Annotated in this window: 23 protein-coding genes, 3 tRNA genes and 1 other RNA gene; 12 read left to right on the forward strand and 15 right to left on the reverse strand. The window is 54.8% G+C overall.

Translation table 11 applies throughout. The features are described 5' to 3' along the window. Positions 1-25 precede the first annotated feature (25 nt). The 7 genes from dsr1 to trmFO form a co-directional block, all read right to left on the reverse strand. The gene (gene dsr1 / locus COMA1_RS04400) at positions 26-3,850 is read right to left on the reverse strand and encodes an anti-phage defense-associated sirtuin Dsr1 (protein WP_090744312.1); all 3,825 of its coding nucleotides are present in this window, start codon (positions 3,848-3,850) and stop codon (positions 26-28) included. Between the two features lie 384 nt (positions 3,851-4,234). Beyond that, on the reverse strand, positions 4,235-5,095 hold the full coding sequence (locus COMA1_RS04405) for a M28 family peptidase (RefSeq protein ID WP_176697849.1): 861 nt from the start codon (positions 5,093-5,095) through the stop codon (positions 4,235-4,237). Between the two features lie 26 nt (positions 5,096-5,121). After that, complete coding sequence (gene argB / locus COMA1_RS04410; RefSeq protein ID WP_090744319.1) at positions 5,122-6,018, reverse strand: acetylglutamate kinase; 897 nt, start codon at positions 6,016-6,018, stop codon at positions 5,122-5,124. Between the two features lie 29 nt (positions 6,019-6,047). Continuing rightward, on the reverse strand, positions 6,048-7,448 hold the full coding sequence (hslU, locus tag COMA1_RS04415; protein ID WP_245630844.1) for an ATP-dependent protease ATPase subunit HslU: 1,401 nt from the start codon (positions 7,446-7,448) through the stop codon (positions 6,048-6,050). Between the two features lie 6 nt (positions 7,449-7,454). Next, a complete protein-coding gene (gene hslV, locus COMA1_RS04420) occupies positions 7,455-7,991 on the reverse strand; it encodes an ATP-dependent protease subunit HslV (RefSeq protein WP_176697850.1) in 537 nt (178 codons plus the stop codon). After that, entirely contained in the window at positions 7,988-8,926 is a 939-nt protein-coding gene (locus COMA1_RS04425) for a tyrosine recombinase XerC (RefSeq protein WP_090744324.1), read from the reverse strand. The genes hslV and COMA1_RS04425 overlap by 4 nt, the downstream gene beginning before the upstream one ends. Beyond that, positions 8,899-10,215: a methylenetetrahydrofolate--tRNA-(uracil(54)-C(5))-methyltransferase (FADH(2)-oxidizing) TrmFO gene (trmFO, locus tag COMA1_RS04430; protein ID WP_090744328.1), complete on the reverse strand. Its 1,317-nt coding sequence runs from the start codon at positions 10,213-10,215 to the stop codon at positions 8,899-8,901. Before trmFO ends, COMA1_RS04425 begins: the two co-directional genes overlap by 28 nt. Before the next feature lie 443 nt (positions 10,216-10,658). On the opposite strand from trmFO, the gene COMA1_RS04435 reads away from it, so the two are divergent. The 3 genes from COMA1_RS04435 to COMA1_RS04445 all read left to right on the forward strand — a co-directional run bounded on the left by COMA1_RS04435 (position 10,659) and on the right by COMA1_RS04445 (position 12,532). Next, positions 10,659-10,733, forward strand: a tRNA-Val gene (locus tag COMA1_RS04435). A gap of 184 nt (positions 10,734-10,917) precedes the next feature. Further along, positions 10,918-11,259 carry a hypothetical protein gene (locus tag COMA1_RS04440; protein WP_090744331.1) on the forward strand — a complete coding sequence of 114 codons (342 nt, stop codon included), beginning with the start codon at positions 10,918-10,920 and terminating at the stop codon, positions 11,257-11,259. Between the two features lie 208 nt (positions 11,260-11,467). Further along, complete coding sequence (locus tag COMA1_RS04445; protein ID WP_176697851.1) at positions 11,468-12,532, forward strand: tetratricopeptide repeat protein; 1,065 nt, start codon at positions 11,468-11,470, stop codon at positions 12,530-12,532. A gap of 73 nt (positions 12,533-12,605) precedes the next feature. On the opposite strand, the gene dksA is transcribed toward COMA1_RS04445, so the two are convergent. The 6 genes from dksA to COMA1_RS04475 form a co-directional block, all read right to left on the reverse strand. Then, positions 12,606-13,019 (reverse strand): RNA polymerase-binding protein DksA, encoded by a 414-nt coding sequence (gene dksA / locus COMA1_RS04450; RefSeq protein WP_090744337.1) that lies wholly within the window; start codon positions 13,017-13,019, stop codon positions 12,606-12,608. Between the two features lie 102 nt (positions 13,020-13,121). Beyond that, positions 13,122-13,724: a recombination mediator RecR gene (gene recR, locus COMA1_RS04455; protein WP_090744340.1), complete on the reverse strand. Its 603-nt coding sequence runs from the start codon at positions 13,722-13,724 to the stop codon at positions 13,122-13,124. A gap of 2 nt (positions 13,725-13,726) precedes the next feature. Further along, positions 13,727-14,050, reverse strand: coding sequence for a YbaB/EbfC family nucleoid-associated protein (locus COMA1_RS04460; RefSeq protein WP_090744343.1), 324 nt, complete (start codon positions 14,048-14,050; stop codon positions 13,727-13,729). Next, positions 14,047-15,816, reverse strand: a complete 1,770-nt coding sequence (gene dnaX, locus COMA1_RS04465; RefSeq protein ID WP_090744346.1) for a DNA polymerase III subunit gamma/tau — start codon at positions 15,814-15,816, stop codon at positions 14,047-14,049. The genes COMA1_RS04460 and dnaX overlap by 4 nt, the downstream gene beginning before the upstream one ends. Before the next feature lie 100 nt (positions 15,817-15,916). After that, positions 15,917-16,016: signal recognition particle sRNA small type (gene ffs / locus COMA1_RS04470), an RNA gene on the reverse strand. A gap of 111 nt (positions 16,017-16,127) precedes the next feature. After that, positions 16,128-16,217, reverse strand: a tRNA-Ser gene (locus tag COMA1_RS04475). A gap of 332 nt (positions 16,218-16,549) precedes the next feature. Between COMA1_RS04475 and COMA1_RS04480 the strand changes: the two genes are divergently transcribed. The 6 genes from COMA1_RS04480 (at position 16,550) to COMA1_RS04505 (ending at position 21,219) form a co-directional block, all read left to right on the forward strand. Further along, a tRNA-Leu gene (locus COMA1_RS04480) sits at positions 16,550-16,632 on the forward strand. 49 nt (positions 16,633-16,681) lie between these two features. Continuing rightward, on the forward strand, positions 16,682-17,998 hold the full coding sequence (gene tig / locus COMA1_RS04485) for a trigger factor (protein ID WP_090744350.1): 1,317 nt from the start codon (positions 16,682-16,684) through the stop codon (positions 17,996-17,998). A 64-nt stretch (positions 17,999-18,062) separates the two neighbouring features. Beyond that, positions 18,063-18,689, forward strand: coding sequence for an ATP-dependent Clp endopeptidase proteolytic subunit ClpP (clpP, locus tag COMA1_RS04490; protein WP_090744351.1), 627 nt, complete (start codon positions 18,063-18,065; stop codon positions 18,687-18,689). Positions 18,690-18,702: 13 nt separating this feature from the next. After that, complete coding sequence (gene clpX / locus COMA1_RS04495; RefSeq protein ID WP_090744355.1) at positions 18,703-19,959, forward strand: ATP-dependent Clp protease ATP-binding subunit ClpX; 1,257 nt, start codon at positions 18,703-18,705, stop codon at positions 19,957-19,959. Positions 19,960-20,139: 180 nt separating this feature from the next. Then, on the forward strand, positions 20,140-20,658 hold the full coding sequence (locus COMA1_RS04500) for a TIGR02266 family protein (RefSeq protein ID WP_090744358.1): 519 nt from the start codon (positions 20,140-20,142) through the stop codon (positions 20,656-20,658). A 42-nt stretch (positions 20,659-20,700) separates the two neighbouring features. Further along, positions 20,701-21,219: a PilZ domain-containing protein gene (locus tag COMA1_RS04505; RefSeq protein ID WP_090744361.1), complete on the forward strand. Its 519-nt coding sequence runs from the start codon at positions 20,701-20,703 to the stop codon at positions 21,217-21,219. Between the two features lie 173 nt (positions 21,220-21,392). Here COMA1_RS04505 and tatA read toward each other — a convergent pair whose 3' ends face one another. After that, a complete protein-coding gene (gene tatA / locus COMA1_RS21770; RefSeq protein ID WP_176697852.1) occupies positions 21,393-22,187 on the reverse strand; it encodes a twin-arginine translocase TatA/TatE family subunit in 795 nt (264 codons plus the stop codon). A 105-nt stretch (positions 22,188-22,292) separates the two neighbouring features. Continuing rightward, on the reverse strand, positions 22,293-23,495 hold the full coding sequence (locus tag COMA1_RS04515) for a M24 family metallopeptidase (RefSeq protein ID WP_090744364.1): 1,203 nt from the start codon (positions 23,493-23,495) through the stop codon (positions 22,293-22,295). An 81-nt stretch (positions 23,496-23,576) separates the two neighbouring features. On the opposite strand from COMA1_RS04515, the gene COMA1_RS04520 reads away from it, so the two are divergent. The 3 genes from COMA1_RS04520 to COMA1_RS04530 all read left to right on the forward strand — a co-directional run bounded on the left by COMA1_RS04520 (position 23,577) and on the right by COMA1_RS04530 (position 25,313). Continuing rightward, positions 23,577-24,023: a hypothetical protein gene (locus COMA1_RS04520; protein ID WP_090744367.1), complete on the forward strand. Its 447-nt coding sequence runs from the start codon at positions 23,577-23,579 to the stop codon at positions 24,021-24,023. 154 nt (positions 24,024-24,177) lie between these two features. Beyond that, complete coding sequence (locus COMA1_RS04525; protein WP_141654217.1) at positions 24,178-24,570, forward strand: hypothetical protein; 393 nt, start codon at positions 24,178-24,180, stop codon at positions 24,568-24,570. Next, the gene (locus COMA1_RS04530) at positions 24,570-25,313 is read left to right on the forward strand and encodes a gamma-glutamyl-gamma-aminobutyrate hydrolase family protein (protein WP_245630845.1); all 744 of its coding nucleotides are present in this window, start codon (positions 24,570-24,572) and stop codon (positions 25,311-25,313) included. The genes COMA1_RS04525 and COMA1_RS04530 overlap by 1 nt, the downstream gene beginning before the upstream one ends. The last annotated feature ends 44 nt before the right edge of the window (positions 25,314-25,357 follow it).

Below are 25,357 nucleotides of genomic sequence, written 5' to 3' on the forward strand. Positions count from 1 at the left end.
TTGCAGGGTGTTACTCACATCGCTATCACATCCCCCGTCTCCGGAAATATTCTCGTAGTCGCTGGTATCGGGCATCATGCGCAAGCTGTGGTGCGGCTTGCGCGATTTGGTCCAAACATTTCCCTAATTCCCGAGGGGCCCATTGCTGATCCACAATTACAGCATTCAGCAGACAGAGTGCATCTGCAGGAAATCTATTGCACAAATCCGACTCATGTAACAGATCCACGACGTAGTCCGGGTGTTCAATCGGCCGCAGCCAGTCTTGCACCGCAGCCAATGCCACCGCGAATTCGCCTCGGGCGGCAATGACCAACCGAGTCAAGGATTCGGCGATTCGCGGGGTGGCGAGGTCACGGGATTTTGGCCAGACCTCTTGCCAGAACGGCTGGACACGGTTCTTCCAGTAGTCCTCGCGCTGGTCGGACGCTCCTTCAAGTGCCTGGGACAGCGCCTGTGCGCATTTCTCAAGCCCTTCTTGAGGCAGCGCCCCAAGGGCGGATCGGAACTCATCCCCGATGTAGCCTTCCGTCGGCCCGAGCGCTGCGTACGTCAGGAAGTGTGCGAACTGCTGGCGATGTTCGCCTAGGTCAGCATAGTGTCTTGCGCTTTCCAGGAACTGCGGTTTGAATGCAATTAACAAGGGCTGGTACAAGCGTGGAGACCACAGAAAACCTTCCCATACAGCTTTCGCTTCGCTGGGGTTGTCCCAACTGAATAAGGGCAACAGATATTGCTCGGCCCAGGTTCGTTCAACCCGGAAGAGCGCGATCAATTGCGAACCCAGCAGCACTCGGCCGTGGCGGAAGCGGTCTAGCTGCACATCGCAGATTTCTGTAAAGAAGGGCTTAATGTCGGCTGGAAGCTGATCGTTGTCGTTCGGGTTCCGTTTGAACCAACGGTTGATCAGCGCCTGCGTGACACGCCCGACCGGATGATTGATGGCTTCGGTAACAGGCTGATCAATCGGCTCGCCATTGCTTGTCATCCCGGTGCCTGTTTCGAGTGGCAGAGCTAGAACCCGGCGGCACAGGTTCAGCAGAATTTCCTCGTGCTGATTGATCGACTTTGATACGGTCTCAATCCACCACGCTACACCGTGGGCAAGCTCCTGAATGACAGGATCAGGCATGGTTTGCACCAGAGGTGCGGCGTAACGCCAGGACCTCAACACCATGCCTTCTTCGCTCCAGACCTGCAGAGCTTCCCGCCATCGCCCAACTGGCCATACATCTTTCCTCGCTAGATCGTATAGCGCGTATAGGCCGTGAAAGAAGCGAGTGCGGCAGACGTCGCGCCACGTGTCCTCGTAGAAGGGGCGCCGTTCGGGCTGCGGCTTTGTGAGCCATTCAACGAGTTCACGGCGCGTTCGAGGTGCAATGTCAACATCCCGGCTGTCTTCATGGTCTGGATCGCCAGTGCCGCTCATCCAGTAGGAAAACTCGTCACGCTCGTTGGCCGCCAACTGCCATTGAGGGTAGGCATTGGACAGTTCCGCTAAACGCGCCGCTGCGCGCGCTCCCAGCGTGAGGCCCGAAGCATTCAATTTGGCCAAATGTAGCCAGACCGAACGAGCCACCAAGTCATGCCACCGTTCTAGTTCCAGATCATCCCGGTACATCTCTCGCCGTGGGCCGACCAAGATGGCGGCCTCCAGGCATTCCTGAGCAGCTCCAGCCAATTTGTGTCCCTGCAGAACGACCAGTCTGAACACCTCCCGCCCCGTATCGGTGGACCACAGCCACCAGGCGTCATCGGCCAACAGCCAATCCACCCACTGCTGAGGCGAGATGCAACCATCATGGCTAGCAGCAAATAGGGCGAGTCGTTTGAAGGTGGGATAGGGTAGTTCAAACCAGCCCTGAGCAATCCGTGAGGCGCGCGTACTGTCGATACCACGCACCGCCAACCACGCATCGCGCAACAATTCGATCAGGCTTACCCAGTCGTGGAACCCCCGGTTCTGCCAGTGAGGAGTAATGGACGGTAGATCCCAGTGTGATCGGTCACTGCGGTCGTTGGCCTCGCCCAGCTCGCGCAACAGATCCAGCGCATCGCGTAACAGTTGCTGGAAGTCCTCTAATAGCTGCGGCAAGGAAGACGCCCAATGCTCGTCCGCAAGGTCGCACAGGGTTGTATGCACGTGATCGGCAGCCAGCACCAGCTCCCAATCCACCAATTGTTGCAAGCGTTTAGGTTCGCCCTGGTTTTCTTCTTTGCCACTCCAGTGAAACGGCTTCTTCAAGGCCACTTTGGGAGAGAGCAGCTCGCGCAACTCCAGACGCAGCGTGGCAGTCAGCCCCTCTCGCTTCAGCCGACCTTTCCAGCGATAGAGGTCGGGATCAGGCCACGGTAATTTCACACGCCCGCTGAGCAACAGGCGCCACAACGTGCGCATTAAGGGGCTTGGAATGGCCTTGGGCGCTTGTGATCGGATCTCCTCCAGCTCTGTGGTCTTGCCGTCTTGCTCTAGTGAAGCAAAGTGATCCAGTCTGCGCTCGATTAGCCACAGCCAGCGCTCGTGTAACTGCCCCCCCCGTTGCGCGATCCAGATGACCAATCTCGGGTCATCCAGATGGCGCGTGAGCCAGCGAGCCAGATGAAACATCACGTCGTCCCACTGGCTGTCGGTGATGCCACCGGCAGCCAGCAGCATTGGTGGCGCGAGGTCATAGGGCGCTGGTCGGCGAATCAGGCTAAAGCGCAATTTGGTGTCCATCTCATCGCGTGGAGGCACGTCGAAGCGGGCCAGATCGCTGTGCTGAAAGCGTTCGTCCGAGAAGGCCACTAGCAACCAGTCTAGCGAAGGGACGGGGTTAAAGTCGGCAAAACGCTTAGTCGGGAGTCCTGACTTGTCCGACAAGGCCCATAACATCCGGCCCACGAAATCGTCTTGCTGCGTGCTTGCTGAAGGCTGTGCTAGAGCGTGGCTGACAATGATGCGCTCTTTTCCAAGTACGCCATCGCGGTAAGTATCCGCCCAGGCGTGCAAGGTTTTGTGCAGTGCCGAATGGTCATGACTGCCGACAGGCACTTGGTAGAGGATTGGTATGACACCCTTGGCCTCCCACTCGATAGTCCTGCGGTGTTCCTGTCCAGCGTCGCAATCGCCCAACGCCCAGGCTTGCGGCGTGACTTCGCCCAACATCCGGTCGGCAGCCAACGCATCCATCATATAGCGCAACACCGGATCGTTAATGCTGTAACCAACAAAGCAGACTATATAGTTGCGGAACAGTTCGCTCACGAAACGAGCTGCCCAACGTTCGATGAGGTAAGCCTGGCCGAAATCACCACTAGTGACCACCAGCCTATTCAGAGCCGTGTCTTCCGACTTTTGGGATAACAGGCCGTGCAAGTAGACGAGGCCATTCCAGCGGCTGTTCTTCGGTATCGGCAACATTGGCGCGGCATAGGCCTGGAACGCGTGGCCCATGCGTTTGGCCGCCGTATGAAACATACGGTCGAAGTTGGTGGTGACCAGCCGCAGCGCGCCTTCACGGCTGCGCGCCAGTCGCAACAGTGCCGCCTGTGTATCGGTAGCACCCTTTCGACGCAGGTTTGGCTTCAGCGCTTGCTCAAGTGCACGGCGGACGGCCAAGCGCTGTCCCGGCAAACGTCGCTCCAGCAGGTCGAGAGTAGCGTCGAACTGCCCGCGATCGAAGGCCTCGCGCTCGATGTCCGAGAGTGGCGTGCCGGTCAGTTTGTAGATCTGCTCCACCAACCCTTTGAAACCAGGCAGGCCAGCGGGATAGGAAATTCCGGCGCCGCAGAAGAACACCACGCGGCCCTCCTCGTGCGCCTGCAAGAGCGCATCGGGGATGTCGGGGCCGTTTGTGACGAATTGCATTCCTGCTGCTTTCTATCCAATGCGCGTGTGCATGTGAGTGACAGGGATTTCAGTGGGCCTAACTATTTGGCATGCTGACCGGTATCGTACGCGCTGACGCGCTATATGCTGGAGCGAGATGCTTGTCCTTGGTCATAATCTTGTCACGAACGATCCTAGCACCGCGTAGGTTAAAGGCCAATCGAAAGTGGCCACCTGTTCTTGCAATTGTTCGTGGGGTTTTGAACGAGGTGTCGCGGGATATATTGGAGAGAGAATCTCAGAAATGTGTGTCGATCGACCTCACGAATTCCTCTTTGGCCGGAAACCGATTCGTCGCTTGGTTGTTCAGACGGTGGTTGAAGCAGCGGTTAGTCTAGCCATGTCAGTTCATGAAAGCTACGTTCAGGAGGAACTGGCCGTGGTGGAAATGGCTGCTGTCACCCCGTCAGCCACAGCAGCGATGAAGTCGAGATTCAGCGTCTCGAGCGTGTCGGTTGGACGGTGATAGTTTGGATTACGGAAGTTCGCGGTGTCGGTCAGCATGACGGCAGGAAAGCCCTGTTCCCAGAACGACGTGTGGTCGCTCCGTCTGGTGTCCGGGAGCTTTTCTCCATTGCCCGGCACGACCAACGGTACAATCGGAAGATGTAACTTCATGGCTTGGGCAACAGAACTGGTTAGCAGGTGTGATCGTTCATTGCCGATGACGGCCAAAAAATTTCCCGTTGTGGGTACTGCGATTGGAATGCCAGGAGGGATTTTCTGTGAATTGGGTTGATGGCTTGCATAGCCGACACATTCCAAGACGATGGCTCCATGGATGGTTTCACCATTCTTTTGTAAAAGAGAGGTGTACGCCCGGCTACCAAGAAGGTCTTCTTCCTCTAAGTTAAACGCGATGAAGCGGATCGGTCTGGCTAATCTCATGGTTCTGACTTGGCGAGCCACGTGAAGTATGACGGCGAGCGCGCTGGCATTATCGTCAGCACCTGGAGACCCTTCAACAGTATCAAAGTGTGCGGCAAGGATCAGCGGTGGTGCAGCTGGTGACGCCTCACGCTCAGGAAACACCGTGCCGATCACATTGTGTGAAGTGCCACTCAAGGCTGGGAAGGATTGCGTGGTTACGGTCAACCCAGCTTCCGAGAAACGACGGTGCAGATAGGCTTCCGTCTGTCGTAGGCGGCTCGGTGAGGTGAGGGGATGACGTTCCCCCACCAGGGCCTGAAGATCTTCTCTGAGTTGATGTCGATCGATGGGCACAGAACTGGTTTCCAGCTGCAAGCGGGTTAGGTCACGATTTCGGTGCCGATACCCTTCCGCGTGAAGATTTCAAGGAGGACCGCGTGCGGAATCCGTCCATCAATAATGTGAGCTTTTCCGACCCCATCACCCAAAGCATCCAGGCAGGCATGAACCTTTGGGATCATCCCTTCTGTGATGATTCCCTTCTTCATCATGCGCTGCACATCTTTGCGGGAGACAGTTGAGAGGTGGCGTCCGTTCGCGTCACGAATGCCTTTGATATCGGTCATCATCAGGAGCTTTTCTGCTCGTAACGCGCCGGCTATGGCTCCCGCGACAAGATCGGCGTTGATGTTGTAAGTATTGCCCTCGCGATCCGTGCCGATGGGCGCGATGATCGGGATGTAATGATCCTCTTGGAGGTTCCGTAACAGGCCCGGATCGACCTTTTCGATATCCCCGACCAATCCAAAATCGCCTTTCGCATCTTCCTCATCCAGGTCGCGATCGAGACTTTCCGCCCAGGCTTTGGCTGTCAGCGGTTTGCTAAGGATGAGCCCTCCGTCCTTCCCGCTCAACCCGACTGCGCTGCCACCATGCCGGGTGATCAGGTCAGTGAGTTCCATGTTGATTTTCCCGGCGAGGACCATCTCCACGATTTCCATCGTGGCGGCGTCGGTGATCCGGACACCATGGCGGAACTTCGCTTGAATGCCCAGTCGGTCCAGCATCTTGTCGATTTGCGGTCCGCCGCCGTGAATGATGACCGGGTTGATGCCGACATACTTCAGTAGGACGACGTCTTGCGCAAACCGCTCTTTGAGTGACGGGTCTGTCATCGCGTGGCCGCCATATTTCACGACCACGGTTTTTCCTCGAAATGTCCGGATGTACGGCAGGGCTTCGATCAGGACATCGGCTTTCTTGATGAGTTTATTCATGCGCCACTCCCGACGATTGGTCCGCAGACTTATAGAATATACCGGCTCAAATCCTGGTCTTTGACGATGTCCTTCAATCGATCCCGGACATAGGCGGCGGTGATGTTGATGCGCTTGTCAGGCCAGCCTGGTCCCTCGAAAGAAATTTCTTCCAACAACCGTTCCATGATGGTGAAGAGGCGACGGGCCCCGATGTTCTCGGTCCGTTCATTCACTTGGACTGCGATCTCCGCGATTTCCTCCAAGCCGTCCTTAGCGAATTCGATCGCCAGTCCTTCTGTAGCCAGTAAGGCCTGATATTGGCGGACCAATGCCCCCTGTGGTTCCGTGAGAATGCGGACGAAGTCCTCTTTCGAGAGGGGGCTGAGTTCCACACGAATCGGGAAACGCCCTTGGAGTTCTGGAATGAGATCGGACGGCTTCGCGACATGGAAGGCTCCGGCGGCGATAAAGAGGATGTGATCGGTCACGACCGGGCCATGTTTCGTGTTGACGGTGCAGCCTTCTACGATTGGAAGCAAGTCTCGTTGGACGCCTTCCCTGGACACATCAGGTCCACTGGAGCGCTCGCACCCGGCGATTTTGTCGATCTCGTCGAGAAAGACGATTCCCGTTTGTTCCACCTTATTGATCGCTTCACGCGTGGTGTCGTCCATATCAATCAATTTCTGGGCTTCCTCTTGTGTCAGGTGTTTCAGCGCTTCGGGCACTTTCATGAGCCGCTTTTTCTTTTTGCCCTGGAACATGCCACCCAGCATGTCACGAAGATTGTTCTCGAGGTCATCCAACCCACCTACATTGGAGATGACGCCGACCGGAACTCCCCGCTCTTTGACTTCCATTTCAACGGTTCGTTCATCCATCTTGCCTTCTCGTAGTTGGAGACGGAGCTTCGATCGGGTCGCTTCGTTGGAGTCAGGAGGGGCTTGGGTGGCTGTCTCCGTCGTGCTGTCCACGAATCCTGGCCGAGGCGGGGGCGGAGGCAAGAGGAGATCGAGCAAGCGCTCCTCAGCTTGCTGTTCGGCTTTGTGTTGCACGAACGCCAGGCGTTGGGTCTTGACCATATTGATGGCCAGCTCGGTGAGGTCACGAATAATCGATTCCACATCGCGCCCCACATACCCCACTTCGGTGAACTTCGAGGCTTCAACCTTGATGAACGGAGCCTCAGCCAGCTTGGCCAGCCGTCGGGCAATTTCCGTTTTGCCCACCCCCGTCGGCCCGATCATGATGATGTTCTTCGGCATGACCTCATCGCGAAGGTCGGGCGATAGTTGCTGACGTCTCCAACGGTTGCGAAGGGCGATAGCCACCATGCGCTTCGCATCCTTTTGTCCGATGACATACCGGTTCAGTTCTTCGACGATCTGACGGGGAGTGAGACTATTGAGATTCAATGCGACTGGCTCCGTCGTGAGCGGCTTCATCATTGTGGATTATCCTTGAAGTTCTTCAACAAGAATCTGTTGGTTGGTGTAGATGTCAATAGAACCTGCGATGGTCATGGCTTCGGTGACGATCACCGGGGCTTCTAGCTGTGAATGGCGGAGCAATCCTCTGGCCGCTGCCAACGCATAGGGACCACCCGAGCCGATTGCCAGAATGCCGTCTTCCGGCTCGACGACGTCGCCGGTCCCGGTAATGATGAACGACTGCTCACGCCCGGCCACGGCCAGGAGGGCTTCCAGACGGCGAAGCACGCGATCCGTCCGCCAATCTTTTGCCAGCTCAACCGCGGCCCTTGTGAGATTTCCGCGATATTCCTCCAATTTGCTCTCGAATTTTTCAAAGAGTGTGAACGCGTCCGCCGTGGCTCCCGCAAACCCCGCCAGAACCTGATCGTGATGCAAGCGCCGAATCTTTTTGGCGTTATGTTTCATGACCGTGGTGCCGACGGTGACTTGGCCGTCACAGCCCATGGCAACTCGTCCGTTGCGACGGACACAGAGAACGGTCGTCGACCGGATTTTCATGATGACTTGTGATCCTTTCCATGTGGGGGGCGAGTCGCCTGTGCGCGAGGATGGGCCCGGTCGTAGACCGCGAGCAGTTGGTCCATCGCCACATGTGTATACTTTTGTGTGGTGCTTAGTGATGCATGGCCGAGCAGTTCCTGGATTGATCGGAGATCAGCTCCTTCATCGAGGAGATGGGTCGCGTAGGAATGCCGGAGGGTGTGGGGACTGACTCCTCCACCCACGAGGCGGCTGGAGTACAGGGCGACCATCTTGGCGACACTTCTGGTGGTCAGCCGCCCACCACGATGATTCAGAAACATCGGAGACGACGGATGACGATTGCGAGGAGTCGGCTTCAAGGACATACGATACTCGCGGATGGCCTGCAGAGCGACATCCCCTATTGGGACCAGCCGTTCCTTCCTACCTTTCCCTTTTAAACTCACGATGCCGTCTGCTTCGTCGAGATCATTGAGATTGATCCCGACCACTTCGCTGACGCGCGCGCCGGTCGAATACATCGATTCCAGTAGAGCGCGGTCACGGAGGGAGAGGGGCGAGGGTCCAGTGGGAAACGTCATGAGGGATGCCGCATCATCCTTGGTCAGCACGCGCGGGAGGCGTTTGGGCAGTCTCGGGCTTCTCAGCGTTTCGGTCGGATTGGTTTTCACGAGCTCTTCACGGAGGAGGAAGCGAAAGAAACTGCGCAGGCTTGCCAACTTTCTCGCGAGGGATGCCGCTTTCTCACCTCGGCGGTCTAACGAGTGGAGATGGGCACGAATGTCGTCGGTGGAAATCGTCTCGACGCGAATTGGCGAAGTGTCCTTCTTCGTTCGTCTGAGGAATCCGGTGAACTGTTGAAGGTCGGAGCGATAGTTGCGGATCGTCTCAGGGGACGCATTCTGTTCGACCTGGAGGTACATTACGAAAGCCTTGATTGCGTCTTCCATGCGTCAAAATCCTCAAGGGCTCGCTGACTCAGTGCACGGCGCTTCTTCTCCTTGTCCCTTGGAGAGTTCGCCAAGGGGGGGAACAGGCCGAAATTGGTGTTCATCGGTTGGAAGTGACGAGGGTCCGATGAGGCGACGTGAGAAACGAGACATCCATGTGCCGTCGTGGCAGGAGGCGAGATCATCGGATGTCCAGCGAGGGCCCGCGCGGCGTTGATCCCGGCGAGACCACCCATGGCCGCCGACTCTGTATAGCCTTCCACGCCGACGAGTTGCCCTGCAAAGAAGAGGGAAGCGCGCGCTTTGAATTGTAGGGTATTGAGCAGCAGTTGGGGCGAATTGATAAAGGTATTGCGATGCAGACTGCCATAGCGGAGGAATTCGGCTTGTTCGAGGCCAGGGATCATGCGAAAGACGCGCTTCTGTTCCGGGTACGTGAGTTTGGTTTGAAATCCCACCAAGTTGTAACAGGTACGATGAATATTTTCTGTCCGCAATTGCACCACTGCCGCTGGTTCCACGCCAGTCCGTGGATCTTTGAGTCCCACCGGTTTCATCGGACCGAACTGCATCGTCTGGCGTCCGCGCTCGGCCAGCACTTCAATCGGTACACAGGCTTCAAAATAGGGTGTCTTCTCGAATTCCTTCGGCTGCACCTTCTCTGCCGCCATCATGGCGTCGTAAAAGGCATTGTACTGGTCTGCCGTCATGGGGCAATTCAAATAATCATCTCCGCCTTTGTCATAACGTGAGGCGCGAAAGACGATCTCCATGTTGATCGAGTCGGCGTCGACGATCGGCGAGATCGCGTCGAAGAAATACAGGTGCTGTGATTTCGTCGCACCACGGATCGCTTGAGAGAGCTTATCCGATGTGAGGGGGCCAGTCGCAATGATGCAGAGGCAATCCGTCGGGATCTCACTGATTTCTTCGTGGAGAATTCTGATGTTCGGATGACCCTCCAGTGCGCGTGTAATGTGCTGCGAGAATACATCACGATCAACGGCCAGTGCTGATCCAGCCGGTACACGAGCTTGCTCAGCGGAGGCGATGATCAGCGAATTCAGCCGCCGCATCTCTTCCTTCAGAATGCCGGGGGCATTGAGGGGATCGAGAGAGCCGAGTGAATTCGAGCAGACGAGTTCGGCTAGCCCACCAGTTTTGTGCGCCTTCGTCATCTCTTTCGGGCGCATTTCGTAGAGTGTGACCTTGGCGCCACGAGTCGCCGCTTGCCAGGCCGCTTCCGACCCAGCTAGACCCCCGCCTACGATAACAATGTCGTCACGCATGTGCTCGGAACATCCAATAGTTGGAGAATGAAGGCGCATTGTACGAATCGATTTTTTGCTCTGTCAAGGAAAAGGGCTGGTGAGTTCGTGAGGTGTCTTCGCAATCTGTTTGTGTGGTCCGATAAGACTCATGCAAATGGATTTGGACAAGATATAGTTGGGTTCCGATGATGGTCTGTCGAAGAGCTTGCCCCGAACAGATTGAGTTACCGATTTTGCAAAGTTCCTGCTGGCTTCATGAGGTTGTGGGGGTGGAGATATACCCCCGATGCTGCCCTAAGCGGTATATTCGCGACATGAGATGTTGCTGAAGGTCGCCCTGTACCTCGATAAGCTTCCACGCTTGTCGAATGGCACGTGTTGAGAGTAATCCACCCCTGCGTTGACTGCTCACAAGGCGCAGTGCTAATGTTTACCCTCGTTTCTGACCCCTTCTCGGGTTTGGGCGATTAGCTCAGTGGTAGAGCGCTTCCTTCACACGGAAGAGGCCACAGGTTCGATACCTGTATCGCCCACCATCTCCTTCCTCCTTTCCGTCCAGAGCTCTCTTTCGACCGTGGCAGCACCGTTCTAGGCTGCTGCTTGCCAAACCCCTCGATTCCTGGACAGAAACCGGGTTGTCGGCTAGACTTCAGGTTGTCTTTTGTGTGGTGTCTGGTTCGAGATTCCAGTACGAGGCGTCGAAACAAGCGAGGTTATGCTATGAGAGGAACTGTGACAGGTATCGGAGTCCTAACCCTGCTGTTGATGGCAACCGGTTGCAGCACGACACACCAACAGAGTGCCGGGGCGAATGGACGTGAATACACTCCCCCGACGAGTATTTATAATATCCTGGATAGCACCGCCTTGGTCTATTCCACTCCGGCTGCGGGATCAGCCGTCAATGACCATCCGCTTCGGTGGTTGGGTTTCATTGCGCATCCGATCGGCCACGCCTTTGATTATGCAATCAATCGCCCGATGTATACGATCGGTGGCAGCTCTCCCTACCTCCATGGGTATACGGCTGAAGATAGTATGTTGGACGCCCAGCGCCAGTAGGTCGGGGTATCTGATCGTATAAGGATGAAGCCCGCTCTTCGTATGAAGAGCGGGCTTTTTTGTCTCTGCTTTGCTCGAATCAGTTCCAATCGTGCTATTGTTTTCCCCGATGCGTCGTCCCTTCCTGAGGTCAATCCGATACTGGCTCTTGACCGGCCTGCTCGTGCCAATGGGGCTCACTTTGGGATGCGCGGGATCAGATGCACCTGTGCGGCCTCCGCTGCCTCCCTCCAAGAGCGACCTTGTGCTCTTGGCCTCGACAGCCCTCTGTGAGCGCAAGGCGGACTTCTTGCTCAAACATCCCTCCGCAGCGCAGCTCTCAAGAGACTGGGGAAGCGGTCAGGAACTCACCATTGCCGGAGAGCGTAGTGCCTCGCACGGAGACGAATCCTATTTTTTCGATGAAGACGGTGTGTTGGTGGGGGCGCTCTTTACGTTTCCTCGAGGCCTCGACTTGGCCCCCTACTCGGTGCTGCGTGATACGCTCTTCCGGCTCAAACCCGCGCTTGAGTTCTATCTGAACGTGGCCCAATTGGAAACAAGAACGAACATGGAGAGCAGCTCGCTTCTGGAGACCGGTGATGAAAAAAGCACCACGCAATATCTTGTGACCGGATTGCGGGACCATCCGATCCTGCTCCAGGCTTCTTTTACAATCGACCCCTATGTGCGACTGTTTTCCCCCTACCGGCGAGAATTTCTTGACCGACTTCGTCAACCGGTTGGGGGTACCGGAGGCCAAATTATGGAGAGTCAGGGGACGGAGGATAAGGAACCCTTCCCCTCATTGCAACAATTCGCACGGGGGCAAACGGCGCAGCTCGCCTATTGCGGTGAGAAGAACTATGACATTGCCGCGGATGCCTATCAGCGAGCCATTCGGAGTGGGTTCACAAACAAGGTCTGGCTGGCCGAAGCCCGCCATAAACTCGGAGTGGCTTTGCTCATCAAGGGGCAGGTGGAACAGGCGAAAGCCGAGTTGCTCCAGTCACTCACGCTCAGGCCAAATGTCCCGGAAGTGTTGAATAACCTGGGCACGGTCCATGTCAAACTAGGCGACAAGGCCGCCGGATTGAATTCGTTTGAGCGCGCGATCGTCCTGCGCCCCAACTATGCGCTGGCCCGCTACAACCTGGCCGAGGCGTCTGAGGCAACGAATCCCAAACGTGCGCTCTCCGAATACGAAACCTATGTCGCGATCGTCGAAGGTATTCCAGAGGAAGCGGACCGGATCATTCATGCCAAAGAACGTATCAAGGTCTTGAAGCAGTAGTTTCTTTTTCCTCACACAAGAATTCCTCTTGGTTGGTGGGATCGCCCGGCGTTGTTGAGGAATGAGAAACGAGCTAACTGCGGGCCTGCTCTTTTTCTTCCTGAGCGGTTTTGCACTCGATGCAAAATGTGGTGACTGGGCGCGCTTTGAGCCGCTTGTACGGAATCTCCTCACCGCACCCTTCGCAAATCCCATAAGTCTCGGTGTTCATCCGCTCGAGTGCCTCGTCAATTTTCTTCAACAACTTCCGTTCCCGGTCGCGAATGCGCATGGAGAAACCTTGATCGACCTCGGCAGAAGCTTGATCACTGACATCGGGAAGGGCTTCGGGGTTTTCACGGTGTGTCAGCACCTCGCCCGCCTCACTGAGGAGTGCCGCTCGTTGGCGCTCAAGGTCCTGACGGATGTCGGGATACTTCGTGATTGCGGAACTGGTTTCTGGATTTGTGGTCGAAACCGTCTGTTTCTTAGCGGGAGGTGTTTTCATGACTAGGGCTCGCAATGGGACAATCGAATATATTGATGTATACGGAAACTATATCAACCTTGATGAGAGGGGGTCAACGCGGGTTGGTTAGGTATCCAAGGGCTATAGATCTCGGCGTCCCTCGATCGATTTCAGTAGGGTCACTTCGTCGGCATACTCGATATCCATACCGACCGGAATGCCATAGGCGATACGAGACACACGGACGCCGAACGGCTTGAGCATGCGGGTGAGATAGATGGCTGTAGCCTCTCCTTCGATGGTGGGATTCGTGGCCAGGATGACTTCTTCGACCCCGCCAAGCTTGACCCGCTCAATGAGTTCCTCGGCTCGGATGTCTCCTGGGCCTACACCATCCAACGGAGAGAGGGCTCCTAATAAGACATGATAGAGCCCACGATAGGCCCCGGCTCGTTCAACGGCATAGAGGGTACTGGGTTCTTCAACCACGAAAATCTTGCTGCGATCGCGTTTTGGGTCACGACAAAACTCGCACAACTCCCCTTCCGCGATATTTCGGCATTGGCTACAAAACGCCAACCCCTCCTTGACCGCTCGTATGGCATCGGCGAGCCGTAGGGCGTCCTCCCGCTCCATCTTCATGAGATGAAAGGCCAACCGTTGCGCGCTCTTGTGCCCGATTCCAGGGAGCCGGACCAGTTCTTTGATGAGTCGCGCGAGCAGACCCTGCTGATCGACCGCCATCGCTAGAACAGACCCGGGATCTTCATCCCGCCCGTCAGCGTTTTCATCTCGCCTTCCATCAATTCTTTGGCTTTACGGAGCGCCTCGTTCGTGGCGGCCACGACCAAATCCTGGAGCATGTCAACATCACCGCCCTTGACGACCTCCGGGTCGATTGTCACGCTGACCACCTGCATGGCCCCATTCGCTGTGACGGTGACAATCCCGCCGCCTGCTGTTCCACTGGCGGTTTTAGACGCTGCTTGCTCTTGGATTTTAGCCATCTGTTCTTGCATGGCCTGAGCTTGTTTGAGAATGTTATTCATATTGCCGAAAGGATTCTTCATTCGCTTGCCTCCTGTTGGGCGATGGTGCGGACATCTGCTAACTCCACACCGAATATCTCAAGCGCCTGCTTCACGGTTGGATTCGTCTTTGCCTGTTCAAACAATGCCGTCCGATGCTCTTGTTCCTTGGCTGCCCGCGCTTGGGCCATTGTCGGGCCTTGAGGATGCGTCTCCGTCAACTCGATAATGCGGACACGAATGGGCGGTCCCATCTGCCGCTCACATAACTGTGCGATCACCTTGGTATTCTCTTCCTTCTCGAGTCGAGCTCTGGCCACCGTGGCCTGCTTGGCAAATCCGATCGTGACAACGCCAGCTTCTAATCCAACGAAACGACCGGCCTCGAGGAACGGGGCGATATTTGGAAACGACGCAGCAATCTCTTCTTGGACCAATTCCCATCGCAATGTTGACGGTTGAGGAGAAAGTGGAGCGGGCTCGGTGGCTGAGGAGACAGCTGACCGATCAACGATAGGTTTCGGGGAAGGATCAGGCGAAGGTATCGGTCGCTCAACCTTGCTGGCTTTGGAAGGTGGAGGAGGTTGGTTGGCTGGCTTCCGGATCGGTGAAGGGGCTGGCGTGGTTTTGTGTCCTTCTGAGTCGCCCAACGGTTTGTGGCTTGAGGATGGGGATGTTTGTTGGGGAGAGAGAGAGTCACTCGGGCGTGGGCGCAACAACCTGGTCGCCCGCACTGCCGCGGTCTCCATGACAAAACGGGGGTGGGTGCTGAATCGTAATGAATCTTCTGCTTGAATGAAGATAGCCAGTAGTTCCTGGAGTTGTTCTGGCGTCACTGCCCTGGCATCCGACGAAAGCTGATTGAGATCTTCTTCCGAGGTCTCAATCAAACTCCTGAGCTCAGTCGCGCTGGGAACAACTGCTGCCACGAGCAGATTACGGATATGTTCCACAACGTCCGCGCAGAACGCCCGCAAGTCATGTCCCCTATCGAGCAGGCTGGCCAAGCTGCTGAGAGCTGCAGGGCTGTTTTGGGTCAAAATGGCTCGAATGAGTTCCTGTACCAGTTCTTGAGGGACGGCTCCCAACAGCAGTTCGAGGTCCGCATGGCTGATGGCCTTGCCGCTGTAGGCAATCGCTTGATCCAGCAAGCTCAAGGCATCGCGCATACTGCCTTCACTGGCACGAGCCAGGGCCAGGAAGCTTCGTTCCTCCAGTGTCAATTGATCTTGGGCTGCCACGTGTTGAAGTCGTTGGATGATTTCGGATCTGGCAATCCGGCGGAAGTTGTAATGTTGGCAACGCGAGAGGATCGTCACGGGAATTTTGTGGATTTCTGTTGTCGCAAAAATGAACACGGCGTGAGCCGGTGGTTCCTCAAGCGTCTTCAATAAGGCATTGAAGGCGGAATTGGAGAGCATATGGACTTCATCGATAATATAGACCCGAAATTGACCATGAAACGGCGCGAACTTCACGTTCTCGCGGATCTCTCGTACATCATCCACGCTGGTGTTGGACGCGCCGTCGATCTCGATGACATCCACCGAACTCCCTAGCGCGATTTCACGGCAATTCTCGCAGGTGTCACAGGGGTGACTCGTGGGTCCTTGTGCACAATTGAGGGCTTTGGCAAAGATTCGAGCAACGGTCGTTTTTCCAACGCCTCGTGTACCGGAAAACAGGTACGCATGCGCCACCCGTTTGGTGGAGACCGCGTTCATGAGCGTCTGAACCACGTGAGACTGCCCGATCACATCGTCGAAGGTGCCGGGTCTATATTTTCGCGCGGAGACTTGGTAGTCCACCTGATACCTATGCTCCTAACTGCAAGTGCTCAGGCTCAACTGTCAGAACGACGACTCCCGCTGAAACCGTATAGGATACGTGCTGCACATAACGGAAAAGTGGGGCCAGGTGATCCTGCGGCACACAGAACTGGCTGCTTACCGTTGCTTCCTTCCGGATCTAGCGGGGTTCACAGGGTTCTATTGCACAGGGCCCAGCCCCTGTTCTCGAATCTGAATCCACTAAAACAGCCCGCGCTCAAGGTGTGCCTGTTCGCCCTCACGAATGACCCTACGTGGTAAGGAGCGGCCGGTACACACGAGGTGCGGTATGGCGGAGAGGGTGGGATTCGAACCCACGGTCCCGTTGCCGAGACGCATGCTTTCCAAGCATGTCGATTCGTCCACTCTCGCACCTCTCCGCATCGAGAAGTGCAAAGGTGGGCATCTTAACATGCGTGTCCAGCAGCAGCAAGGCGACCAACGGTGCCATTGAGCAAGTCCTTTTTTGGGTGAATGCCGTTTGGTGGGTGCGGCAGTGGTGAACAATTAAGTGCGCTCTTGAGGGTGGGCAACAAAGGCAATGGATAGAGCATCCTTATTACCGGATCGGGCCATTCATACTAGGTATGGAATACCCTCGGTCGTATGGGTTGACACTTGTATGGGTCCGACGGTACAACGCTATACAACATCGCGTGTTTAGGCTGTCTTGAATACTAGATAGAAACAGCTCCTCGGCATCCTCCACTGTGCGAGAGTGGCGGAACTGGCAGACGCGCGAGACTTAGGATCTCGTGGGTAACCGTGGGGGTTCAAGTCCCCCCTCTCGCACCACCATCATTCCGAATCCTCTTAAGAGCTGGATGGGAGACAGATTTTGACGATGAAGATGGAAGTTACTGAGTTAGGACCAATGAAACGCGCCTTGAAGATCGAGGTGCCAGCCGCCGAGGTCACCCAACAGTTTTCGCGGGCGTATGTGGAACTGAATCGGCAGGTTCACGTCCCTGGTTTTCGGCCGGGGAAAGCCCCATTGGCGATCTTGGAAAAGCGGTATGCCAAGACTGTTGAAGAAGATGTCATTCGAAAACTGGTTCCGGACTTTTATGATCGAGCGATCAAAGAAGCGGGGATCCATCCGGTTGTGGTGGATATACCCCCCCTGGATCGCGTCAAGATCAAAAAAGATTCCCCTTTTACGTTTACGGCGACGGTCGAAATCAAGCCGACCATCGAACTTCGTGACTATAAGTCTCCTAGTCCTATGTCCCTGCAAGCCGACAAGCGCACCGTTGCCGAAGACCAAGTGGACCGTGCCCTCGAGGTATTCCGAGAACAACAGGCCAGATTGGATGCAGCTCCAACTGGTACAGCGTTAGCTGATGGAGATTATGCCATTGTCGATCTGGAAGGGTTTTTGGACGGCGTGGCTCTCGAGGGGACAAAAAAAGAAGGCCAACTGCATCGCGTGGGTTCGAAGGCCTCCTTGCTGGGGATTGAAATAGACGCTCATTTGCAGGGAAGGCATGAAGGTGAGGTAGTGGATATTCCGCAGACCTATCCCGTCAGCCACCCGGATCACCGAGTCGCGGGAAAGGTGGTTCAATTCCGCCTCGACATCAAGGGGGCCAAGCGCAAGACTCTTCCAGCCCTCGATGATGAGTTCGCGAAAGACTGTGGCCCATACGCCTCACTCCAGGACTTGCGAGAAAAATTACGCGGTGAAATGGAAAAGGCGCTCAAGAAAGATATCGAAGAATCCTATAAGGACACCCTTCTCAAACGCCTCGTTGAGACTCATCAATTTGATCTTCCCGACACACTTGTTGAGCGAGAGCTCAATACGATCGTACGACAGCAACTGCAAGCACGACAACGTGGCAAAGCCACCGACTCCCTTCCCGAACCGGATGCGGAGGAGGTGAAGACAATCCGTGAGGAGCACCGTGAAGAAGCGAATCGTCGCGTTAAAGCGGGACTGATCCTCGAAGCCATTGCTGAGAAAGAAAGCTTGTCAGTAAGTCAGGATGATCTGAACCACGAAGTCACTCGATTAGCCAAGGAACTTCGTGTGCCAATGGCCGATCTTGTCAAAATGATTCAGGCGGGCGGTCAAGATTCCATTGAGGAATTGCGTGCGCGGATCTTGGTCGACAAAGCGCTGGATCTTGTCTATCGTCAGGCAGTCATTCAGGGATAGGTTGGCACTCGATCATCCGGGTGGGTTTCGCGCCGACACTCCTTGAGGAAAGGAAACGAACGACATGTTGGTTCCGATCGTAGTCGAGCAAACGAATCGAGGCGAACGCGCCTATGACATCTACTCTCGGCTCCTCAAGGATCGCATCATTTTCCTTGGGGCCCCTATTGATGATGTTTTTGCCAATCTGGTAATCGCGCAGTTGCTCTTCCTTGAGGCGGAAGATCCTGAAAAGGACATCAATCTCTATGTGAATTCCCCAGGGGGCAGTGTGACAGCCGGATTGGGCATCTATGACACTATGCAATATGTGAAGCCACCGATCAACACGATTTGCCTTGGTCAGGCGGCGAGTATGGGAGCGTTGTTGCTAACCGCTGGAACGAAGGGAAAACGGTTTGCCCTACCTAATGCCCGTGTGATGATTCATCAACCCCTGGGTGGATTTCAAGGACAGGCGACGGAAATCGACATTCATGCCAGGGAAATTCTAAAAATTCGTGAACGTCTCAACGAGATTATGGCCAAGCACACCGGACAACCGATCGAAAAGATTGCTCATGACACTGAGCGAGATTATTTCATGTCAGGTGAAGAGGCAAAACGATATGGTCTCATTGATGAGGTCATTACAAGGCCATCCAAGTTTATGAAGGTGAGTGAGTCTGGAGACGGGGCAAAGGGTAAGTAACACAGGAGGGCACATGGCTAAGCAGGAAAAGATGGACCGACACTTGCGGTGTTCTTTTTGTGGCAAGAGCCGTGATGAGGTCCGGAAGCTGATCGCCGGGCCGACGGTCTATATCTGTGATGAATGTGTCAACCTCTGCAATGACATCATCGCTGAGGATTGGGAAGAAGCCAAAGAAGAAATTTCCTCGAAGCTCAAAAAGCCTGCTGAAATCAAACATCACCTGGATCAGTATGTCATCGGGCAGGAACGTGCCAAACGCATTTTGTCTGTGGCGGTGCACAACCACTACAAGCGTATTTCTTCGAAAGAAAAAGGGGTGGATGATATCGAGCTTCAGAAGGGCAACATTCTCATGGTGGGCCCTACTGGAACGGGGAAAACCCTGTTGGCCCAGACTTTGGCCAAATATCTGGATGTCCCCTTTACGCTTGCAGATGCCACAACACTAACTGAAGCCGGGTATGTCGGCGAAGATGTCGAGAACATTATCCTGAAACTCTTGCAGGCGGCCGACTACGATGTGGAACGGGCTGAACGTGGGATTGTGTACATTGATGAAATCGACAAAATCAGTCGGAAAAGCGACAGTCCGTCGATCACGCGGGATGTATCAGGCGAAGGGGTTCAGCAGGCATTGCTGAAACTGATCGAGGGGACGGTTGCGAATGTTCCTCCCCAAGGAGGGAGAAAGCATCCGCATCAGGAATTTATTCAGGTGAATACGAGTAATATCCTATTCATCTGCGGTGGAGCATTTGTGGGCTTGGAGCAAATCATTGAACAGCGACTGAATCGAAAGTCAATGGGTTTCGGCGCTGAAATCCGTGGAAAGTGTGATGTGCGGTTAGGTGATCTGCTGGCCAAAGTCCAACCTGAGGATTTCTTGAAGTACGGTCTGATCCCAGAATTTGTTGGACGGTTGCCCGTCGTAGCTACATTAGAAGAGTTGGATGAGCGAGCCCTCATTCGTATCCTGACTGAACCTCGCAATGCCCTCACAAAGCAATATGAGAAGTTGTTGTCGTTTGAGAAGGTCAAACTTCGATTCACGGAAGGGGCGTTGGGTGCCGCCGCACGGAAAGCCTATTTGCAAAAGACTGGGGCTCGAGGACTCCGGGCCATTCTGGAAGAGGTGATGTTAGACGTCATGTATGATGCCCCCTCGCAGAAAGACATCATGGAAGTGGTCATTACTGAAGATGCCATTGTGGGTAAGAACCCACCGATGCGTATCTTTGAACAGGAACAAGACGCAAAGACTGCGTAAGTATTTGATAAATAAATAATTTATGTTGCCGGAAGAGACTGATCGCAAACTGAGGGTATTCAAAGTCTTTTCCGGCGAGCTCATGCCATCCTGATCCTTGTCCGGCACTACTCTCCTTACCTCGACAAGTAGAAACCCCGCGCTATACTTGACACGTGTGACCCAGTGAAGGGAGAACGTGTGAAGTATTCCGTACTGACAAGCCTTCGCCACAAGGGCAAAGTACTCCAGGTTGATGTGGAACGGGAAATGGTGACTCTACTGGGCGGAAATGGCGATGTCATTGGGAGTTTGTCCTGGGATGTTGTGATCGATCAAGTTCTTGCCTATCGCAGGCCTCCGGTTCAGAAGGAAGTTCGGGTAGAGCCAAGAATTTCCCTCACATTTCGAGTACGTTACAACACGCCAGAAGGGCAGCAATTTGAGAGCCGTGCCGGTGGCATTGGAGGAGGAGGGCTATTTATTGAGAGCCACAGTCCTCTCCCTGTCGGAACCAAATTGGCAATGGAGTTTTCGCTTCCTCAGAAGCCAGACCAATGGCTCCCGGCCAAGGGGACTGTCGCTTGGGTATGCCCAAAAGCGGATCAGTATACCTTCAGTCCAGGAATGGGAGTGCGATTTACAGAGGTAGATGAGGGGGTACGCGATCGAATTCATGAAGTTGTGAAAACAATCCAAGTGACGAGCCAAGCAGCCTAAGTCCCGGTCCTAATTGAGCCATCAGGACAACATCGTCTCTATATGAAGCTTCCTATCGTTTTCACTACAGGTCATCGTGGTAAGTCGTTGATCATCGACGCTCAGCAAGAAACAATTCACGTCCATGACACGTCAGGTCAGTTGCTTGGAAATGTATCGTGGGGTTCACTCATCGAACGAGTACTGGCGACTACCGAAGATGCTCGGTTCGCTCATTGTCGGGCACAACCGCGAGCCCCTCTCGCCTTGAAGGTCCGCTATACCACTCCAGAGGGAAAGCAATTCGATAGCCTGACGGGAGGCATCGGTGGAGGAGGGCTCTTTATTGAGAGCGGTGCCCCACTAAGTCCTGGTACCGAACTAACGGTTGAGTTTGCACTCCCAGATCGTCCCACGGAAAAAGTGAAAGCCAAGGCGAAGGTTGCCTGGGCTCGACACAAGCCGGAACGATACCTCCTCTTTCCCGGCATGGGCATTCAGTTCATGGATTTAGATGAGAAGATACAGGAGGATCTCGTTAGTCTTGTCGAAGCGTTGAATCGAAGTCGGGCCCAATCCTGAAATTGCTCGACGGGATATGCCTGACTGCTGAGGTCTCAACTACCTTTCCCCGGCACCTATCTTCCCTCCCAGGTTTTCCAGATTCAAGACACGAAATTGAGAAGCCGTTGGCTCCCCATGGATTGGACAATTCTAGTGTCCGTTTTTCTGAGCCAGAACAGGAATGATAAGATTCAGCTGGATTTCGGGGATTCGTCTTGAACCGACGGCAGCTCTTTAGCTGCTTCGATGGATTGCTGAATTTCCTTTTGGGCGGCGTCGACCTCAGCCTGGATCGTGTGCATCTGGGGGTCGACATTGCTTCGGATGTCCGTCACGGCTTGCCGAAATGTTCGTACAACCTCTCCTAAGCCCTCACCCAGATTCTGTAGATCATCAGGCGATACTCCGCCGACTATGGTAGGTGAAGAAGCCTTTGCCTTGAGAGCGGCTTGTTGTGCCTGTACGCGGGCTACCGCCTCTTGATTGACGATAGCGGAAGGACGTTTCGTTGCGGGTCTTGTTTGAGCTCCGGTAGGCAGAGGTGGATATGACGCGCGGGACATTGGACCTGGATTCGCGGCCCGCTCTTCCATCGACACTACCTGACTGGGCTGTGACGAGGCGGTTGGCAGCGAAGTAGCGATCGACGCGGGAGCCGTTTGAGTACTTGCAGTGTAAAGAAACGAGGCTGTGGTCCCAGGAGTCAACTCAGGGCCTGGCATATAGGGGGTATTCGTTTTGGCTGCTGTGGGTATCGGGCTTCGAGTCGTGGTGGCATCGGAGGAAATCTGAGCTGGCTGTTGAGGGGGTGTTTCCTGGAGAGGTTGATCCGATGTGGGTTGGGGCACATCGTTCACTTCCTTTTTAAACCCTCTTAACGCTTTGCCCACCCCTTCGCCGATTTGGGGTAAGCGACCGGCTCCAAATATGATGAACACGATCACAAGGATGATGATGAGCTCGGAAAACCCCATCGTACCAAACAAGGATGACCTCGCATTGAGCGTAGGAAGAAGCGTTACCGAAGGACTGTAGCTGCCTCTTTGATGGACTGTCAAGAAAGCGCCAAGCCACGAACTTGTCGCGTTATATTAGAGAAGGGGGACAATCTCGGTTTGAAGCGGCAAGCCATGCACAATGGCTTCTTGATCCGTGACATACACATCGAGCTCACTCCGAATGCCGAACTCGCCAGGGAGATAGATGCCCGGCTCTATTGAAAAGCAGGTGTTCGGGAGGATCTGACGCCCATCATGCGTTTCGAGGTTATCAATGTTGGCTCCGTTGCCATGCACCTCCTCGCCGATTGAATGGCCGGTACGATGAATGAAAAAGTCTCCATATCCTGCCTCCCGGATCTTGTGCCGGCAGACATCATCGATTTCCCACCCGAAGGGAAATCGTCCTGCCACCAACTGTGCCTGGACAAACGATACGGCTGCATCGCGCCCTTGTTGGACATGCTGAAAAATCAAACGATGCTTTGGTGGCACCAGTTGTCCTGTATAACCGGTCCAGGTGATGTCGCCGTAGACGGAGCCAGGTGCTGTTTGCTTTGCCCAAAGATCAATCAAAATGAGACTGTCACGTGTAATCGGGGATGAATTGGATTCACCTGGCGAGTAGTGAGGATCGGCACTATGGGCATCGACGGCCGCGATTGGTGCACTGGAGGTTGTCATTCCCATCTCGTGAATACGAGAGAGAACGAATTGTTGCAGACCATATTCGGTTAAGGGCCGCTGGCGTATGAGACACGAGGCGACATGGGTGAAAGCCTCATCGACGATGCGTCTGAGAGTTGTAACGGCATACCGATGCGATTCCAGTTGTTCCTCCGTCCAGACGGCCTCAAATCGTTGGACAAGATCGGCGGATGTTACAACCTCAACTCCAAAACTTCGAACAAGGTCGATTGTGCCGGCATCCACTCTGGAGAGATAGGGGACAGCGTTAAGAGGCGAATACTGCATGGCGATGCGCCGTTGACCTCGTAAGAGGCTGTCCAATGCCGTCCGTTGCTGTTCCCACGACACATAGAGGTTGGAGGAGCCTGGCAGCTCATCCAGTACATGCGGTTCAATCCGATGAAGAAGCTTCACCGGTTCTCCGGTCTTGGGGATCCAGTAGTACCACCGGCGAGTCACATGTTGAGAGGAATCGAGGAGCAACACACGATAGGCCAAGGGGTCTGAACCTCGAAAATCATAGAATAGCCACCCATCGACCGTCTCTTGATCCCGAATCGCATTTTGAATCGCATGGATCCTCGTATGATGGGCAGTCTGGCTCATGAGAGTTGCATGATAGCTTTAGGGTGAAAGGGCGTCAATCAGACGGTAGGTTCGCCCATGCTTCATGTTACAATAGGATCGATGATCACCGCATCCACGCATGATATCGCCTCCTACCGAGTGAGCTTCTTCTTTGGGCCGGAACCGGTTGAAGGAAAAGCGGAAGTGCTGGCCTGTGTGTTTAATGTGAAGAAACGGAGTTGGAAGGCCGGTATTCAGGTTGCCGTGGAGGTCAGCCGTGGTCAGCTCTCGGCCATCGAGCGAACGACTCAGTTGACCGATCGACTTGCGAAGTGCCTGGTGGTTGTGGAGCCCCAAGAACAGGCCGACTATCAAGAACGCAGCGGTGATGTCTTCGTTCAAGCCGTGTGTCGGCAGAAATTGGATCTCCAGCTGTTGCTGGGACTGGTCCAGAACAATCAGAGGATTCCCGCTGAGGAATTGATAGTCGAATTGGATCAAGTGGTCAGTAAGCACCCTGAGCATCTTATCTCGTGCATCTTGGATGAACTGGGCCTCGTGCCCTGATCATTCGTACCTCTTCGTGTTGTATTTCAATGTGGGCCGACAAAGGGGGTTGCATTCAGCATCGAATTTGTTATAACGCATGTGCGTATCCGTGTATGATTAGGGTTGATGGGTTTGTCCGTTTGTGCTGTTGATGAGGAAGGAGGAGCCACACGTGAGACTTCCGATGGTGATAGTGTTGGTTGTCATTGCATACGGTTCGGTGCTTGTGGCGCCGGCTTGGAGCCAGTCCACATCGACTGATTCACTACAAGGAACGGCCTCTGGCGCCGGCATGGGCGCTGCTTCAGCCGCTGCCACGATCTTGTACTTCCCGTTCAAAGCTGCGTTTGCCCTCGGTGGAGGAGTTGTCGGTGGTTTAGCCTATGTCTTCTCAGGATTCAGTGAGTCAACGGCGAAGAATATTTGGGTTCCCAGCGTGTACGGAACCTATGTCATTACTCCAGAGCACCTCAGCGGCGATCGCCCGGTTCGGTTCCTAGGCGTGGCAGCAGAAAACGAGGGACTCGTTCCTGCCCCTACTCCGACACCTGAACCTGCGCAGTAATGATGAAACCTGTCATCGGCGTGACTCCTGATTTTAATGCTGGTGACAGGAAGGATATGGGTGGGGCCGAGCCTACCTACTTCCTGAGGGCCCGATACATTCGAGCCATTGAAGAGCTCGGCGGTGTTCCCCTAATCCTACCCTTAGTGGTCGCATCCGCCGATCGACGGCGACTTCTCGACTGCGTGGATGGGTTGCTCCTCACAGGGAGCGGCCCTGATCTTCCGCCTCGCCTGTACGGAGAGAAGCAGCGCTACCAATTTCCACTGGTCAGTCAGCGGCGTGCGGACTTCGAGCTGGAGATGGTGCATCAGGCCCGACGACGGGACATTCCGCTCTTGGGGATTTGTGGAGGGATGCAGGCAGTGAATGTGGCCTGTGGAGGCAGTCTCTTTCAGGATATCCCTGCCCAGGTCCCACACGCGATGGACCATCGCCAGAAAACGAAGGCGGTCTCTGTCTCCCATACAGTGACCGTGGTCCCGAACAGCCTGTTGAGGAAAATTGTCGGGAAAGAAAAGTTGATGGTGAACAGTTCCCATCATCAATCCGTGAAAGCCGTCGCTCCATCACTCATAGCCAGTGCAGTGGCTCCCGATGGCATTGTTGAGGCCATTGAGTCCCCGACCCATCGATTTCTTCTTGCGATTCAATGGCATCCTGAGTTTCTCTTCGACCGGCATCTGGTGCATCGTCGGCTCTTTGAAGCCCTGTTACGCGCGGTGCGGCGGACTCGGGCATGAGCCTTCTGGACGGTTCCGAGAGGCCGAATCATTCTAGATTGGTA

The organism is Candidatus Nitrospira nitrosa, from assembly GCF_001458735.1.
GTDB classification, from domain to species: domain Bacteria; phylum Nitrospirota; class Nitrospiria; order Nitrospirales; family Nitrospiraceae; genus Nitrospira_D; species Nitrospira_D nitrosa.